This is a genomic window from Streptomyces fodineus (assembly GCF_001735805.1).
Lineage (GTDB): Bacteria > Actinomycetota > Actinomycetes > Streptomycetales > Streptomycetaceae > Streptomyces > Streptomyces fodineus.
In genome coordinates this window covers 4,703,892-4,720,819 of sequence record NZ_CP017248.1, presented here as the reverse complement: position 1 = coordinate 4,720,819, position 16,928 = coordinate 4,703,892, and the positions used below count along the sequence as shown (strand labels likewise).

Genomic DNA, 16,928 nt, shown 5'->3' with positions numbered 1-16,928 from the left:
CCGGCCGACCAGACTTCCCGGCACACCTGCCCTCACCCTATCGGGCCAGGTCACGTCAAGACAGTGTCAAGGTCCCCGGGACCGCCGCCAAGGAACCGCTAACACATGCGCCGCCCGCATCGTGAACCGGCTTCCTTGGGAGGAGAAACCCTCCCGTGAAGGGGAGTTGGAACAGTGAGCGGAGCGCGTCGGCGGCGATGAGTGACGTACGGCCCGGACGACTGAAGGTCTACCTCGGCGCGGCCCCCGGGGTCGGCAAGACCTACCGGATGCTCGACGAGGGGCGCCGCCGCGCCTCCCGCGGCGCGGACGTGGTGATCGGGTTCGCCGAGTGCCACGGACGCCCGCACACCGAGGCGATGCTCGACGGCCTGGAGACCGTCCCGCGCCTCGCCTGCACCTACCGGGGCGGGGGCTTCGAGGAGATGGACGTGGCCGCGGTGCTGGCGCGCCGCCCGCAGGTGGCCATCGTGGACGAGTTCGCCCACAGCAACGTCCCCGGAGACGGCCGCAACGCCAAGCGCTGGCAGGACATCGAGATGCTGCTGGACGCGGGTATCGACGTGATCACGGCGCTGAACGTCCAGCACCTGGAGTCCCTCAACGACGTCGTCGAGAAGATCACCGGGGTGCCGCAGCACGAGACGGTGCCGGACGAGGTCGTACGGCGGGCCGGGCAGATCGAGCTGGTGGACATGCCCCCCGAGGGGCTGCGCCGCCGCATGGCGCACGGGAACATCTACACCCCGGAGAAGATCGACGCCGCGCTGGCCAACTACTTCCGGCCCGGCAACCTGACGGCCCTGCGGCAGCTGGCGCTGCTGTGGACGGCCGACCGGGTGGACGAGGCGCTGCAGGAGTACCGCTCGCGGCACGGGATCGGGCGGGTGTGGGAGACCCGGGAGCGGGTCGTCGTGGCCCTGACCGGCGGACCGGAGGGCGACACGCTGGTACGCCGGGCCGCCCGCATCGCCGACCGGTCCGCCGGCGGCGATCTGCTCGCCGTGCACGTGGCCCGCAGCGACGGCCTCGCGGCCGGTGTCTCGCACGCCTCCCTGGCCCGGCAGCGCAGGCTCGTGGAGGACCTCGGCGGCAGCTACCACTCGGTCGTCGGCGACGACGTGGCGACCGCCCTGGTGGAGTTCGCGCGCGCCGAGAAGGCCACCCAGCTGGTGCTGGGGACCAGCAGGCGGGGGCGGTTGGCGCGGTTCCTGACCGGACCCGGCACCGGGGAGACGGTGACCGAGCTGTCCGGGGACATCGACGTGCACCGGGTCACCCACGAGCGCGCCGGGCGCGGCACCCTGCTGCCGTCCCGGCGCCGCACGCTGTCGACGGCCCGGCTGATCGCGGGCCCGGTGGCCGGACTGGTGCTGCCCGTCCTCCTCACCGCCCTCCTCGCCCAGCTGCGCGGCACGCTCAACCTGACCAGCGAGGCCCTGCTGTTCCTGCTGGCCGTGGTGGGCGTGGCCTGCATAGGCGGGGTCGCCTCCGCGGTGATCGCGTCGGTGACGGCGTCCCTGCTGCTCAACTACTGGTTCATCCCGCCGATCGGCGCCTTCACCCTGGACGACCCCAACGCGCTGGTGGCGCTTACGGTGTTCGCGGTCGTGGCCGCCACCGTCGCCGCGGTCGTGGACCGGTCGCTGCGGCTGTCACGCCGCTCGGCGCGCGCCACGGCCGAGGCGGAGACCATGTCGTCGCTGGCGGGCAGCATCGTGCGCGGTGAGGCGACCATCCCGGCCCTGCTGGAGCGGACCCGGGAGACCTTCGGCATGGAGTCGGCGGACCTGGTGGACGAGCCGCCGGACATGCCCGGGGTCACGGCCGTTCCGGCGGGCGCCGGCGCCTTCCTCGTGCTGCGCGGCCGTACCCTCTCCTCCTCCGAGCGGCGGGTGCTGGCCGCGTTCGCCGCGCACGTCGGCTCGGCGGTGGAGCGGGCCCGGCTGGCCGAGGCGGCGGCCGAGGTGGAGCCGGTGAAGGCCGCCGACCGGCTGCGTACGGCGCTGCTGCGGGCCGTCGGCCACGACCTGCGCACGCCGCTGGCCGCCGGGTGGGCCGCCGTCACCTCCCTGCGCAGCCGCGACATCGCCTTCTGCGACGAGGACCGCGACGAACTCCTCGCCACCGCCGACGAGTCCATGGCCAAGCTCAACCGCCTGGTGGAGAACCTGCTCGACCTCAGCCGCCTTCAGGCCGGCGCCCTCACCCTGAACCTGCGCCCCACCTCCCTGGAGGAGGTGCTGCCCCTGGCGCTCGCCGACGTGCCCGGGGTGCGGGTGGCGGACGTGGAGGACATCCCGGCGGTGCTGGCCGACCCGCCGCTGCTGGAGCGGGTCATCGCCAACCTGGTCGGCAACGCCGCCCGGCACACCCCGCCGGGCCAGAAGGTGCTGGTCACCGCCAGTGCCCTGGCGGGCCGGGTGGAGCTGCGGGTGGTGGACCGGGGGCCCGGCCTCCCGGCCGACGGCCGCGACCGCCTCTTCGAGCCCTTCCAGCGGCTCGGCGACACCGACAACACCACGGGCCTCGGCCTGGGCCTCGCCCTCGCACGCGGCCTGACCGAGGCGATGAACGGCACCCTGGGCCCCGAGGACACGCCCGGCGGCGGCCTCACGATGGTGGTGTCGCTGCCGCTCGCGGCCCGGCGCCCGGCTGCCGAGGCGACCGAGCACGGCGCGGGAGGCGCGTGAGGAGTGCCGCCGTCGTCCGCGTCGCGGCGGTGGTCGCGATCGCCGGTCGCAGGCCGCGGCGCCGGAGGAGCCGGCCAGCTCCGCGGACAGCGTGGCCGACCGGGTCCGACAGGAGCTGACCGCCCTGCCCGGCCGTCAAGATCGCGTCAAAGGTGGCCGGTTGGGCGCGAAGATGGCGCAAGGAAGACTCGGAAGCGGTCGGAAACGGACAGAACCTGGGTGCACCCGCGCACCGCTCGGCACTCCTGCGCGGTCGGAGAAAGAAGGAGCACGCGCCCATGTCCGTCCTGACCACCGAGCCGGATGCCGTCCCCGCCGGCGAGGAGCCGCCTGATACCGGCGAACGTCACCGGCTGACCGCCGTCACGGGGCTCGCGGCACTCTCCCTGGACGCGATGGCGTCGGTGGCGTACGGCCCCGAGGCGATCGTTCTCGTGCTCGCCGCCGCGGGTGCGCACGGGCTGGGCTTCACGATGCCCGTCACGCTCGCCATCGCCGCCCTGCTGGCGGTGCTGGTGGCCTCCTACCGGCAGGTGATCGCCGCCTTCCCGGACGGCGGCGGCTCCTACGCCGTGGCCAAGACCCACCTGGGCGCGCGGACGAGCCTGGTGGCCGCCGCCTCGCTGGTGCTGGACTACGTGCTCAACGTCGCCGTCGCGGTCACGGCGGGCGTGGCGGCCCTGACCTCCGCCTTCCCGGCCCTGTACGACGACCGGCTGTGGCTGTGCCTGGCCGTGCTCGCGCTCATCACCGGGGTGAACCTGCGGGGGATCGTGGAGTCGGCGAAGGCGTTCATCGTGCCGACGGTCGTGTTCGTCGGTTCGGTCTTCGTCCTCGTCGCCGTCGGGCTCTTCCGCTCCCACCCCGTGAGCACGGTCACCGCGGCCGGACACGCCTCCGTCCTCGCGGACAACGCGTCCGGCGTGGGCGCGCTCCTTCTGCTGAAAGCTTTCGCCTCCGGGTGTGCCGCACTGACCGGCGTGGAAGCCATCGCCAACGCCGTCCCCTCCTTCCGGGTGCCACGGGTGCGCCGGGCCCAGCGCGCGGAGGTCGCCCTCGGCGCCGTACTCGGGCTGATGCTGATCGGCCTGTCGGTGCTGATCGGGCGCTTCCACCTCCAGCCGGTCCAGGGCGTCACGGTCCTCGCCCAGCTCGCGGACGCCTCCCTCGGCCACAACTGGGCTTTCTACGTCATCCAGTTCGCGACGATGATCCTGCTGGCCCTGTCGGCCAACACCTCCTTCGGCGGGCTGCCGGTGCTGCTGAAGCTGCTCGCCCGCGACAACTACGCGCCGCACGTCTTCGCCCTCAAGGCCGACCGCCAGGTGCACCGGCACGGTGTCCTCGCGCTCGCCGTGGTCTCGGCGGCGCTGCTGGTCTTCTCCGGCGGGGACACCAACACCCTGGTGCCGATGTTCGCCATCGGTGTCTTCGTCGGCTTCACCATCGCCCAGGTCGGCATGGTCCGGCACTGGCGGCTCGACAGGGGCCCCGGCCGGCGCGGGAAGGCGCTGCTCAACGGCTTCGGCGCGGTCCTCACCGGCGTCGCCGCCGTCGTCGTCACGGCGAGCAAGTTCACCGAGGGGGCGTGGCTGATCGTCATCGCCCTGCCGCTGCTGGTGCTGGCCTTCGAGACCGTGCACCGCGCCTACGGCCGGATCGGCGAGCGGCTCGGGCTCGGCCGCATCCCCGAGGCCCCGCACCGCGAGCGCTCGCTGGTGGTCGTCCCGGTGTCCACCCTGTCCCGGCTGACGTCGGAGGCCCTCACCGCGGCCACCTCCCTCGGCGACGAGGTCCGCGCGGTGACCGTCTGCTACCCGGACCCCGAGGACCGGGCCCAGCTGCACGCCCTGGAGCGGTCCTGGGCCGAGTGGGACCCCGGGGTGCCCCTGGTGCGGCTGGCCTGCGCGCGGCGCAGCCTGGGCCGCCCGATCGCCGCGTACGTCCGTGAGGTGGCCGCGGCCGAGCCCGGTACCCGCGTCACCGTGCTCATTCCCGAGACCGAGCCGGAGCGGCTGTGGCAGCGGCTGCTGCAGAACCAGCGGGGCGCGGTCGTCGCGCACGCCGTGCGGCGGGAGACGGACGCGGTGATCTGCCGGCTGCGGTTCCGGCTGCCGTAAGCCGCCGTAAGAGACCCGTCAAAGGCGTAAGCGCGGCCGTATGAGAGCCGTCAACGGCCGACCGGATCCGGCCAGAAAGGGGCTTTCCTCTAATCGTCCGTTTCAACCGAACCTCACTCCAGGAGTTCGCGATGGCCGATCTGGCCTTCGTCGTCACCGTGCTCGCGGGTTTCGCGCTGGTGGCCCTCGTCGCCAAGGGGGTGACGAAGCTGTGACCGTCGAAAACGTCGTCGGCCTGGTCGTGGCCGTCGCCCTGCTGGGCTATCTCGTCCTCGCCCTGATCTTCCCGGAGAGGTTCTGAGCCACGACATGGGTCCCGTACTTGCCGGCGTGCTCCAACTGCTCGCCCTGATAGGCGCACTGGCGCTCGTCTACGTCCCACTCGGCACCTACATGGCCCGGGTCTTCTCCTCCACCAAGCACCTGAGAGTGGAGAAGTGGATCTACAAGGGCATCGGTGCCAACCCTGACGCCGAGATGACCTGGCCCGCGTACCTGCGCGGTGTGCTGGCCTTCTCCGCCGTCAGTGTCCTCTTCCTCTACCTGCTGCAGCGGCTGCAGGGCGTGCTGCCCGGCTCGCTGCACTTCTCCTCGGTCAACCCGGCGCAGTCGTTCAACACGGCCGTGTCGTTCGTGACCAACACCAACTGGCAGTCGTACTACGGCGAGCAGACCATGGGTCACGTCGTGCAGACCGCCGGTCTGGCCGTGCAGAACTTCCTCTCCGCCGCCGTCGGAATCGCCGTCGCCGTGGCGCTCGTGCGCGGTTTCGCGCGCTCGCGCACCGGTGAGCTGGGCAACTTCTGGAGCGACCTGGTGCGCGGCACGCTGCGCATCCTGGTGCCGATGTCGGTCGTCGCCGCGGTGATCCTCGTCGCCTGCGGTGCGATCCAGAACTTCTCCGGCATCCACGAGGTCGGCCAGTTCATGGGCGGCTCGCAGCAGTGGAACGGCGGCGCGGTCGCCTCGCAGGAGGCCATCAAGGAGCTGGGCACCAACGGCGGCGGCTACTTCAACGCCAACTCCGCCCACCCCTTCGAGAACCCCACCCCCTTCACCAACCTCTTCGAGATCTTCCTGATCCTGTGCATCCCGTTCGCCCTGACCCGCACCTTCGGTGTGATGGTCGGCTCGGTGAAGCAGGGTTACGCGATCCTCGCCACGATGTTCACCATCTGGCTGGGCTTCACCGCCCTGATGATGTGGACCGAGTTCGCCCACCACGGCCCGGCGTTGCAGGCCGCGGGCGGCGCGATGGAGGGCAAGGAGGTCCGCTTCGGCGTCGGCGGCTCCTCGATCTTCGCCGTCGCCACGACCCTGACCTCGACCGGCGCGGTGGACTCCTTCCACTCCTCCTTCACCGGCCTCGGCGGCGGCATCACCATGCTCAGCATGATGCTGGGCGAGATCGCGCCCGGCGGCACCGGTTCCGGCCTGTACGGCATCCTGATCATGGCCGTGATCGCGGTGTTCATCGCCGGTCTGATGGTGGGCCGTACCCCCGAGTACCTGGGCAAGAAGATCGGCGGGCGCGAGATGAAGCTCGCCGCCTGCTACATCCTCATCACCCCCGCCCTGGTACTGGTGTTCACCGCGGCCTCCATGGCGCTGCCGACCCCGCCGCACTCGATGCTCAACTCCGGCGCGCACGGGTTCTCCGAGGTGCTGTACGCCTTCACCTCGGCGGCCAACAACAACGGCTCGGCCTTCGCCGGCCTGAACGCGAACACCGACTGGTTCAACACCATGACCGGGCTCGCGATGCTGTTCGGCCGCTTCCTGCCCATGATCTTCGTTCTGGCCCTGGCCGGCTCGCTCGCCGAGCAGCAGCCGGTCCCGGTCACCGCGGGCACCCTGCGCACCGAGAAGCCGCTGTTCACCGGCCTGCTGGTGGGCGCGATCCTGATCATCACCGGTCTGACCTACTTCCCGGCCCTCGCACTGGGTCCGCTGGCCGAGGGGCTGGCGTCATGACCACCGACACGAAGAACCACGAGGACTCCATGTCCACACCCACCCTTGCGCCCCACCAGGACGCGCCGACCGGGCACAAGCCCGCCGAGGGCCGTGTCGGAGCGGGCCTCTTCGATCCCAAGGCGCTTCTCAAGTCGCTGCCGGACGCCTTCCGCAAGCTCGACCCGCGGGTGATGGTCAAGTCCCCCGTGATGTTCGTGGTGTGGATCGGCTCCGTCCTGACCACCGTCTTCTCCCTCAAGGACCCGACCGACTGGTTCGGCTGGACCATCAGCGTCTGGCTGTGGCTGACCGTGATCTTCGCGAACCTGGCGGAGGCGGTCGCCGAGGGCCGCGGCAAGGCCCAGGCCGACACCCTGCGCAAGGCCAAGACCGACACCGTGGCGCGCAAGGTCGACGGGACCGTGGTCGCCGGTACCGAGTTGAAGATCGGTGACCTGGTGGTCTGCGAGGCCGGTGACGTCATCCCCGGTGACGGCGATGTCGTAGAAGGTGTCGCCTCGGTGGACGAGTCCGCCATCACCGGCGAGTCCGCGCCGGTCATCCGCGAGTCCGGCGGCGACCGCAGCGCCGTCACCGGTGGCACGAAGGTCCTCTCCGACCGGATCGTCATCAAGATCACGACGAAGCCCGGCGAGACCTTCATCGACCGGATGATCAACCTGGTCGAGGGTGCCGCCCGGCAGAAGACGCCCAACGAGATCGCGCTGAACATCCTGCTCGCCTCGCTGACCATCGTCTTCCTGCTGGCCTGCGCCACGCTGCCGCCGTTCGCCACGTACGCGGGCACGCACCTGACCATGGTCGTGCTGGTGGCCCTGCTGGTCTGCCTCATCCCGACCACGATCGGCGCCCTGCTCTCCGCGATCGGCATCGCGGGCATGGACCGGCTGGTGCAGCGCAACGTGCTGGCCATGTCCGGGCGTGCGGTCGAGGCCGCCGGTGACGTCTCCACGCTGCTGCTGGACAAGACCGGCACCATCACGCTCGGCAACCGGCAGGCCGCCGAGTTCGTCCCGGTCCAGGGCACCACGGAGGCCGAGGTCGCCGACGCGGCCCAGCTGTCCTCGCTGGCCGACGAGACGCCCGAGGGCCGCTCCATCGTCGTCCTCGCCAAGGAGAAGTACGGGCTGCGCGAGCGGCACCAGGGCGAGCTGGCCGCAGCGGAGTGGATCGAGTTCACCGCGCAGACCCGGATGTCGGGTGTGGACGTCGACGGCCGGAAGATCCGCAAGGGCGCCACCGCCTCGGTCATCGCCTGGGTGGAGGAGCAGGGCGGCACGGTCGCCAAGGACGCCGACGCGATAGCCGGCCGGATCTCCGAGGCGGGCGGTACGCCCCTGCTGGTCGCCGTCCACGACGACCGGGGTGCCCGCGTCCTGGGTGTCATCCACCTGAAGGACGTCGTCAAGGAGGGCATGCGGGAGCGGTTCGAGGAGCTGCGCCGCATGGGCATCAAGACGGTCATGATCACGGGTGACAACCCGCTGACCGCGAAGGCGATCGCCGAGGAGGCGGGCGTCGACGACTTCCTCGCCGAGGCCACCCCCGAGGACAAGATGGCCCTCATCAAGCGGGAGCAGGCCGGCGGCAAGCTGGTCGCGATGACCGGTGACGGCACCAACGACGCCCCCGCGCTCGCGCAGGCGGACGTCGGCGTGGCCATGAACACCGGTACGTCGGCCGCCAAGGAGGCCGGCAACATGGTCGACCTCGACTCCAACCCGACCAAGCTGATCGAGATCGTGGAGATCGGCAAGCAGCTGCTGATCACGCGTGGCGCGCTGACCACGTTCTCCATCGCCAACGACGTCGCGAAGTACTTCGCGATCATCCCGGCGCTGTTCGCGGCCGTCTACCCGGGTCTGGACAAGCTGAACATCATGCAGCTGTCCTCGCCCGACTCCGCGATCCTGTCGGCCGTCGTCTTCAACGCGCTGATCATCGTGGCGCTGGTGCCGCTGTCCCTGAAGGGCGTGCGGTACCGGCCGATGAGCGCGGACAGGATGCTCCGCCGCAACCTCGGGATCTACGGCATCGGCGGCCTGGTCGCGCCCTTCATCGGCATCAAGATCATCGACATGCTCATCTCCCTCATCCCCGGAATCGGCTGATCGCCATGAACAACTCCTTTGTGAACACCGCCCGTTTGCTGGGCGCGGGGCTGCGGGCGCTGCTGGTGTTGACCGTGCTCACAGGCGTCCTCTACCCGCTGGCCGTCACGGGCGTGGCCCAGGCGCTGTTCAGCGACAAGGCGAACGGCTCCGAGGTCAAGGCGGACGGCGAGGTCGTCGGCTCGTCCCTGATCGGGCAGTCGTACAACCTGCCGCTGAAGAAGGGCCAGGGCACCCCGGACCCGGACCTGAAGTGGTTCCAGGGCCGCCCGGCCAACGGCCTGGGCACCAACAGCGTCAACACCCGGTACCAGCTGATCCTGTCCGGCGCCACCAACCTGTCCGCCGACAGCAAGAAGCTCGTGGAGTCGGTCGAGGGCGCCAAGGCCGAGGTGGTCAAGGACAACTCAGTCCCCGGCTACAGCGTGAACCCGGCCGACGTACCCGCCGACGCCGTCACCTCCTCCGGCTCCGGCCTGGACCCGGACATCTCCCCGCAGTACGCGGACCTCCAGGTCCACCGCGTCGCGGAGAGGAACGGTCTGCCCGCGGCCGCGGTCCAGAAGCTGGTCGAGGACCACACCACCGGCCGCACGCTCGGCTTCATGGGGGAGCCCCGCGTGAACGTCCTCGAACTCAACATCGCGCTCAAGGACCTCGTGGCGAAGAAGTGACCGCCTTACGCGATCCGCGACGGGAGCCGGCACCGCGAGGTGGCGGCTCCCGCAGGCATGACAGGAGAGACACACACCCATGACCAGGGTGCTCGTGGTGGAGGACGACCCGCAGCTGGTGCGGGCCCTCGTCATCAACTTGCAGGCACGTCACTACGGTGTGGACGCCGCCCCCGACGGTGCCGCGGCCCTCCGGCTCGCCGCCGCCCGCCGGCCCGACGTGGTCCTGCTGGACCTCGGCCTGCCCGACATGGACGGCGTCGACGTCATCAAGAGCCTGCGCGGCTGGAGCCGGGTGCCGGTCCTGGTCCTGTCCGCCCGGCAGGCCTCCGACGAGAAGGTGGCCGCGCTCGACGCCGGCGCCGACGACTACATCACCAAGCCGTTCAGCATGGACGAGCTGCTGGCCCGGCTGCGCGCCGCCGTCCGCCGTACCGAGGACGCCCCGCTCGTCCCCGTGACGACGCTGGTCGAGACCGAGCACTTCACCCTCGACCTGCTGGCCAAGAAGGCCGTACGGGACGGGCGGGACGTACGGCTCACCCCGACCGAATGGCACCTGCTGGAGATCCTGGTGACCAGCCCCGGCCGGCTGATCACCCAGAAACAGCTGCTCCAGGAGGTCTGGGGGGTCTCCCAGCGCAACAAGACCAACTACCTGCGGGTCTACATGGCCCAACTCCGCCGGAAGCTGGAGACGGACCCCTCCCAGCCCCGCTATCTGATCACCGAGCCCGGCATGGGCTACCGCTTCGAGGGATGACATGGCACGCGGCAGGCTCCGGATCTACCTCGGCGCGGCACCCGGCGTCGGCAAGACCTACGCGATGCTGGCGGAGGCGCACCGCCGCATCGAGCGGGGCACCGACTGTGTGGTGGCCTTCGTCGAACACCATCGCCGGCCCCGCACCGAGGTGATGCTGCACGGCCTGGAACAGGTGCCGCGCAGGGAACTGGCGTACCGGGGCAGCACCTTCACCGAGATGGACGTGGCCGCCGTGCTGCGGCGTGCCCCCGCCGTCGCCCTCGTCGACGAGCTCGCCCACACCAACGTCCCCGGCTCGCGCAACGCCAAGCGCTGGCAGGACGTGGAGGAACTGCTCGCCGCCGGTATCGACGTCGTCTCGACCGTCAACATCCAGCACCTGGAGTCCCTGGGCGATGTGGTGGAGTCGATCACGGGGGTGCGCCAGCGTGAGACCGTCCCCGACGAGGTCGTGCGCCGCGCGGACCAGATCGAGCTGGTCGACATGTCCCCGCAGGCGCTGCGCCGCCGGATGGCGCACGGCAACATCTACCGGCCGGACAAGGTCGACGCGGCCCTGTCCAACTACTTCCGGCCCGGAAACCTCACGGCGCTGAGGGAGTTGGCGCTGCTGTGGGTGGCCGACCGGGTCGACGAGTATCTCAACCAGTACCGCCGCGAACACCGGGTGTCGGCCATCTGGGGCTCGCGGGAGCGGATCGTGGTCGGGCTGACCGGAGGACCCGAGGGCCGCACCCTGATACGGCGTGCGGCCCGTCTCGCCGAGAAGGGCGCCGGCGGCGAGGTGCTCGCCGTCTACATCTCCCGCAGCGACGGCCTGACCGCGGCCTCCCCGAAGGAACTGGCCGACCAGCGCACCCTCGTGGAGGACCTCGGCGGCACCTTCCACCATGTCGTGGGCGACGACATACCGGCCGCCCTGCTGGACTTCGCGCGGGGCGTGAACGCCACCCAGATCGTGCTGGGCGTCTCCCGCCGCCGCAGCTGGCAGTACGTCTTCGGACCCGGCGTCGGTGCCACGGTCGCCCGCGAGTCCGGCCCCGACCTCGACGTGCACCTCATCACCCACGACGAGGCCGGCAAGGGGCGCGGGCTGCCGGTGGCGCGCGGCGCCCGCCTCGGACGCTCCCGGGTCATCTGGGGCTGGGCCGTGGGCGTGCTCGGCCCCGCCCTGCTGACCTGGCTGCTCACCGCCGCCACTCCGGACGTCGGCCTCGCCAACGACATGCTGCTGTTCCTGACGCTGACGGTCGCGGCGGCCCTGCTGGGCGGCCTGTTCCCGGCACTGGCCTCGGCGGTCGTCGGTTCCCTCCTCCTCAACTGGTACTTCACCCCGCCCGTCCACACCCTGACGATCGCCGACCCGAAGAACATCGTCGCCATCGCGATCTTCGTCGGGGTCGCGGTGTCCGTGGCCTCGGTGGTCGACCTCGCGGCCCGCCGCACCCATCAGGCCGCCCGGCTGCGCGCCGAGTCCGAGATCCTCTCCTTCCTCGCGGGCAACGTCCTGCGCGGCGAGACCACCCTGGAGGCGCTGCTGGACAGGGTCCGCGAGACCTTCGGCATGGAGTCCGTGGCCCTGCTGGAGCGGACCGGCGAGACGGCGCCCTGGACCTGCGCCGGCAGCGTGGGACCCCGGCCCGCCGAGGTTCCGGAGGACGCGGACGTGGACGTACCGGTCGGTGACCACATGGCGCTGTCCCTGCGCGGCCGGGTGCTGCCCGCCGCCGACCGCCGGGTGCTGGCCGCGTTCGCCGCGCAGGCCGCCGTCGTCCTGGACCGCCAGCGGCTGCAGAGCCAGGCCGACCGCGCGAAGGAACTCGCCGAGGGCAACCGCATCAGGACCGCGCTGCTCGCCGCCGTCAGCCATGACCTGCGCACCCCGCTCGCCGGCATCAAGGCCGCCGTCACCTCGCTACGCTCCGACGACGTCGAGTGGTCCGAACAGGACCGTGCCGACCTGCTGGAGGCCATCGAGGAAGGTGCCGACCGGCTGGACCACCTGGTCGGCAACCTGCTGGACATGTCCCGCCTGCAGACCGGCACGGTGACCCCGATCATCCGGGAGACCGACCTGGACGAGGTCGTGCCGATGGCGCTGGGCGGGGTGCCGAATCCCGACGAGTGCGTGGAACTGGACATCCCCGAGAGCCTGCCCATGGTGTACGTCGACCGGGGCCTGCTGGAGCGGGCCGTGGCCAACGTCGTGGAGAACGCCGTCAAGTACAGCCCGCCGGGGGAGCGGGTCCTGGTGTCGGCCAGCGCCCTCGCCGACCGGGTCGAGGTGCGGGTCGTCGACCGCGGACCGGGCGTTCCGGACGACGCCAAGGACCGTATCTTCGAACCCTTCCAGCGGTACGGGGACGCTCCGCGGGGGGTCGGTGTCGGTCTCGGTCTCGCGGTGGCGCGGGGTTTCGCCGAGGCGGTCGGCGGGGCGCTGGCCGCCGAGGACACCCCCGGCGGCGGGCTCACCATGGTGCTCGCCGTGCCGACGGCGCCGCGCCGCGAACGGCCCGGGGCCTGCGTCGTGTCGGGCGGCCGCGGGTAGTACGGTCCACGGCGCCTCCCGCCGCGGCACGTCCCGGCGGCAGCGCCTGTCCATCCCCCCGGTGTACGGCGGCTCTCGCCGCGGTACGTCCCGGTGAGCAGCGTCTGTCTGCCTCCGGTGGCTTCACGCCTGCGGCGGCATCGTGTGCAACTCGCGTTGCAGGTGTCTGGTGTTCGGTCGCGGCTGCCGGGGGTTGCGGCGGTGTACGACGGCTCTTGCCGCGGCGCCTCCCGGCGAGTAGCGCCTGTCCACCCCCGACGGCTTCACGCCTGCGGCGGCATCGTGTGCAACTCACGCTCCAGATGCCCGGTGTTCAGCCGTAGCCGCCAGGTATTACGGCGGTGCGCGGCCGCCAGCTCCGCCTGCAGCGGTGACGGCGGCACCGCGAGAACGGGACACCTGGCGTGGGCCAGGCAGTAGCGGCTGACCGACGGCCACAGGGCCCGGTGCAGCAGGCCCCGCGCGCCGGTGCCGATGACGAGGATGTCGTTCTCGCGGCCGGCGGTCCGCACCAGCGCCGGTCCGGGCGCGCCCCGGACGACGAGCGCCTGTCCGGGCAACCCGGTGTCGGTGCCGCCGAACACCTCGCGCAGGGCGGTGAGCAGCCGCTCGCGCGCCAGCCGCTCCCACTGCCCGGCCATGACGGACGCGGACGGGAACCTGCGGGCGACGGAATCGCCCTCCGGCGGCTCCCAGGCCAGCACCGGCCAGAGCTCCGCGCCCCGGCGCCCGGCCTCCGACGCGGCCCGGCCCAGGACGGTCGCGCCGCCCAGTGAGCCGCTGACTCCCACCACGACCCGGGCGGGCGAAGACAGACGGTACTCGGACATCGGATCCTCCTCGGACATCCCTTCGGACATCCCTTCCATGACACCGCTGGTCGTCGCTCCCGAACAGGCCGAACTCCCGTTTCTGACGCCCTTCTGACGGCCGCTTCCAGGCCTGTGCGCCGACGGCGTCAGCGTGCCGTCAAGGTCACCCGGGTCACCGTCAGCGTCACGTCAGGGCCCGCCCGGCACCCCCGGGCACCGGGCATAACGTCGACACCGAGCCCCGGTCCGCCTCCCCGCGTCCGGGGCACCCAGATCCCTCGCTCCCTGCCTTCCGGGAGGCACCCCATGGCAGAACTCCGCTACGGCGAAGACCCCGAGCCCTCCGATCCCGTCCCGGCCGGACCCCTGTACGTCCCGGTCCGGCCGGGGCCCTCCGGGTGTGCGGCCCGGCTCTTCCGTACCCCGCTCGGCGACCGTACGGCCGTCGGCTTCACCTCCGTGCGCCGGCTGAGCGCCACCCTCGGCCCCGGCCAGCCCTGGATCCGCCTCGCCGAGCCCGCCCTGCGCGCACTGACCGCCCCGCTCGGCGTCACCACCCTCACGGTGGATCCGCAGTTCACCGCACCGGCCCCCGGGCCGACGCCCGCACCGGTACCCGCGTTCGCGGCCTGAAAGGGGAGGACCCGATGACCACGGTTCACGAACCCACCACCGCCACCGGCCTGTTGGTGTGGCCCGCAACCACCACCGAGGTGCCGCACGGTGACCTCGCCGTCGGTGGCGTACCGCTCGCCGAGATCGCCGACCGCTTCGGCACCCCCGTCTACGTCCTGGACGAGGCCGAGGTCCGCGACCGCTGCCGTACCTACCAGGACGCCTTCCCCGACGCCGAAATCCTGTACGCGGCCAAGGCGTTCCTGTGCCGGGCCATGGCCCACTGGATGGACGAGGAGGGCCTCGGCCTGGACGTGTGCTCCGCCGGTGAGCTCGAACTCGCCGTCACCACCGGCTTCCCGCCCGAGCGGATCGTGCTGCACGGCAACGCCAAGTCCCCGCGCGACCTGGAGGCCGCCCTGCGCCTCGGCGTCGGACGCATCGTCATCGACAGCCCCGCCGAGATCGCCCGGCTGGCCGCCGCCGTGGGACCGGACGGGCATCAGAAGGTCATGGTCCGGGTCGTCCCAGGGATCAGCGCGGGGGGTCATGAGAAGGTCCGCACCGGCACGGACGACCAGAAGTTCGGCCTCTCCATCGCCGACGGCTACGCCCAGCACGCCATCGCCCGCATCCTCGACCAGCCGCAGCTCGAACTCACCGGTCTGCACTGCCACTTGGGATCGCAGATCAGCAGCGTCAAGCCGTACCTCGTCGCCGTACGAAGGCTGGTCGGGCTGATGGCCCGCCTGCACGAGCAGCACGGCCTGGTCCTGCCCGAGCTCGACCTCGGCGGCGGCCACGGCATCGCCTACCGCCCCGGCGAGGCGGCCCTGGACCTGACGGCGCTGGCCCGCAGGGTCCGCGCGGAACTCGCCGACGCCTGCGCGACCGCCGGACTCCCCGTCCCCCGCCTGATCATCGAGCCGGGCCGGGCGATCGCGGGCCCCGCCGGGATCGCCCTGTACCGCGTCCTGTCCGTGAAGCACACGGGCGACCGCGTCTTCGTGGCCGTGGACGGCGGGATGAGCGACAACCCGCGCCCGGCCCTGTACGGCGTCCGGTACGCGCCGCGTCTGATCGGCCGGCACAGCACGACGGCAGCCGCCCGGGTCACCGTGGTGGGCCGGCACTGCGAGGCGGGCGACGTCCTGGCCGCCGACGCGGAACTGCCCGCCGACACCCGCCCCGGTGACCTGCTCGCCGTCCCCGTGGCCGGTGCCTACCACCTGTCCATGGCCTCCGGCTACAACCTGGTCGGCCGCCCGCCCGTGGTGGCCGTACGCGACGGCCTCGCCCGCCTGCTGGTCCGCCGCGAGTCCCTGGCGGACATCCGCAGCCGCGACGTGGGGCTGTAGCCCCCGTCGCCGTACGACGGCGGACGAGGTCACGCTTGCTACATTCGCCGGTGTGGCGGACAGGGAAGCGGCGGGCCGCCGAGGGGTAGCGGGGAGCGCGCGGCCCGCGGGGGCGCGGCAGATGTGGCCGCTGTACGCGGCCGGGTTCACCACGGCCTTCGGCGCGCACGGCATCGCCGCGAACCTCGGCGGCCACACGAAACACGCGGTCACCTCACTGCTGGTGCTGGGCGGTCTGCTCGCCCTGTACGACGGCGCCGAGGTGGTCCTCAAGCCGGTCTTCGGCACCCTCGCCGACCGGATCGGCGCCCGTCCGGTGCTGCTCGGCGGCCTCGTCGCCTTCGCGGCGGCGTCCGCGCTGTACGTGATGGCGGACAGCCCCGGCTGGCTGTGGGCGGCCCGGCTCGGCCAGGGCGCCGCGGCCTCCGCGTTCTCCCCGTCGGCCTCGGCGCTGGTGGCCCGCCTCAACCCGGCCGCGGGGCACGGCCGCGCGTTCGGCAGTTACGGCTTCTGCAAGTCCGTCGGCTACACGCTCGGCCCGCTGCTCGGCGGCGTGCTGGCGTGGGCCGGCGGCCTGCGGCTGCTGTTCGCCGTCCTGGCGGTGCTGGGCGCGGCGGTAGCCTGCTGGGCCGCGCTCGCCGTGCCCGTCGTACCGCCGCTGCCCAAGGCCCGGCAGACCGTGCTGGACCTGGCCCGGCGGCTCGCCGACCCCGCCTTCCTCGCCCCGACGTCCGCGCTGGCCGCGGCGACCGCCGCCCTGTCGGTCGGGGTGGGCTTCCTGCCGGTCTCGGGCCGGGCCGCCGGGCTGGGCACGGTGGCCACCGGGGCCGCGGTGTCGGTGCTCGCCGGCTGCGCGGCCGTCGTCCAGCCGCGGGCCGGGCGCGCTCTGGACGACGGGCGGCTCACCACCCGTGCCGGTCTGGCCGCGGGCCTGTCGGTCACCGCGGCGGGTCTGGGCTGCGCGATGCTTCCGGGCCTCACCGGCATCCTCACCGGAGCCGCCCTCATCGGCGTCGGCACCGGCCTGATCACCCCGCTGGGCTTCGCCGCGCTGGCCTCGTCGACCCCTCGGGAGAGGCTGGGCCAGACCATGGGGGCGGCGGAACTCGGGCGCGAACTGGGCGATGCGGGCGGGCCGTTGCTGGTGGCGGCGGTTGCGACCGGGGCCACGCTGAACTACGGCTTCGGTGCGCTCGGGGTTCTTGTCGGGGCGGGGGCGGTGGTGGCGTCCCTCCGTCGGGGCGAGTGAAGCGG

At 72.2% G+C, this 16,928-nt stretch carries 12 protein-coding genes; 11 read left to right on the top strand and 1 reads right to left on the bottom strand.

Going from position 1 to position 16,928, the window contains the following annotated elements; all coding sequences use genetic code 11:
* The first annotated feature begins 197 nt into the window (after positions 1 to 197).
* The 8 genes from BFF78_RS19860 to BFF78_RS19825 all read left to right on the top strand — a co-directional run bounded on the left by BFF78_RS19860 (position 198) and on the right by BFF78_RS19825 (position 12,889).
* A complete protein-coding gene (locus BFF78_RS19860; RefSeq protein WP_069779598.1) occupies positions 198 to 2,693 on the top strand; it encodes an ATP-binding protein in 2,496 nt (831 codons plus the stop codon).
* 278 nt (positions 2,694 to 2,971) lie between these two features.
* On the top strand, positions 2,972 to 4,813 hold the full coding sequence (locus tag BFF78_RS19855) for an APC family permease (RefSeq protein WP_069779597.1): 1,842 nt from the start codon (positions 2,972 to 2,974) through the stop codon (positions 4,811 to 4,813).
* A 211-nt stretch (positions 4,814 to 5,024) separates the two neighbouring features.
* Positions 5,025 to 5,114 carry a K(+)-transporting ATPase subunit F gene (gene kdpF / locus BFF78_RS19850; protein ID WP_037770757.1) on the top strand — a complete coding sequence of 30 codons (90 nt, stop codon included), beginning with the start codon at positions 5,025 to 5,027 and terminating at the stop codon, positions 5,112 to 5,114.
* An 8-nt stretch (positions 5,115 to 5,122) separates the two neighbouring features.
* Positions 5,123 to 6,787: a potassium-transporting ATPase subunit KdpA gene (gene kdpA, locus BFF78_RS19845; RefSeq protein ID WP_069779596.1), complete on the top strand. Its 1,665-nt coding sequence runs from the start codon at positions 5,123 to 5,125 to the stop codon at positions 6,785 to 6,787.
* Positions 6,784 to 8,901, top strand: coding sequence for a potassium-transporting ATPase subunit KdpB (gene kdpB / locus BFF78_RS19840; RefSeq protein ID WP_069779595.1), 2,118 nt, complete (start codon positions 6,784 to 6,786; stop codon positions 8,899 to 8,901). The genes kdpA and kdpB overlap by 4 nt, the downstream gene beginning before the upstream one ends.
* Before the next feature lie 5 nt (positions 8,902 to 8,906).
* Positions 8,907 to 9,575 (top strand): potassium-transporting ATPase subunit C, encoded by a 669-nt coding sequence (locus BFF78_RS19835; RefSeq protein ID WP_069779594.1) that lies wholly within the window; start codon positions 8,907 to 8,909, stop codon positions 9,573 to 9,575.
* Positions 9,576 to 9,654: 79 nt separating this feature from the next.
* Positions 9,655 to 10,338 (top strand): response regulator, encoded by a 684-nt coding sequence (locus tag BFF78_RS19830; RefSeq protein WP_069779593.1) that lies wholly within the window; start codon positions 9,655 to 9,657, stop codon positions 10,336 to 10,338.
* 1 nt (position 10,339) lies between these two features.
* Positions 10,340 to 12,889: a sensor histidine kinase gene (locus BFF78_RS19825; RefSeq protein WP_069779592.1), complete on the top strand. Its 2,550-nt coding sequence runs from the start codon at positions 10,340 to 10,342 to the stop codon at positions 12,887 to 12,889.
* Positions 12,890 to 13,152: 263 nt separating this feature from the next.
* Here the strand turns inward: BFF78_RS19825 and BFF78_RS19820 are convergent, their stop codons facing one another.
* On the bottom strand, positions 13,153 to 13,719 hold the full coding sequence (locus tag BFF78_RS19820; RefSeq protein ID WP_069783687.1) for a universal stress protein: 567 nt from the start codon (positions 13,717 to 13,719) through the stop codon (positions 13,153 to 13,155).
* A gap of 288 nt (positions 13,720 to 14,007) precedes the next feature.
* On the opposite strand from BFF78_RS19820, the gene BFF78_RS19815 reads away from it, so the two are divergent.
* The 3 genes from BFF78_RS19815 (at position 14,008) to BFF78_RS19805 (ending at position 16,923) form a co-directional block, all read left to right on the top strand.
* A complete protein-coding gene (locus BFF78_RS19815; protein ID WP_069779591.1) occupies positions 14,008 to 14,334 on the top strand; it encodes an SAV_915 family protein in 327 nt (108 codons plus the stop codon).
* A 14-nt stretch (positions 14,335 to 14,348) separates the two neighbouring features.
* Entirely contained in the window at positions 14,349 to 15,674 is a 1,326-nt protein-coding gene (gene lysA / locus BFF78_RS19810; RefSeq protein WP_069779590.1) for a diaminopimelate decarboxylase, read from the top strand.
* A 121-nt stretch (positions 15,675 to 15,795) separates the two neighbouring features.
* Complete coding sequence (locus BFF78_RS19805) at positions 15,796 to 16,923, top strand: MFS transporter (RefSeq protein ID WP_069779589.1); 1,128 nt, start codon at positions 15,796 to 15,798, stop codon at positions 16,921 to 16,923.
* Positions 16,924 to 16,928 lie beyond the last annotated feature (5 nt).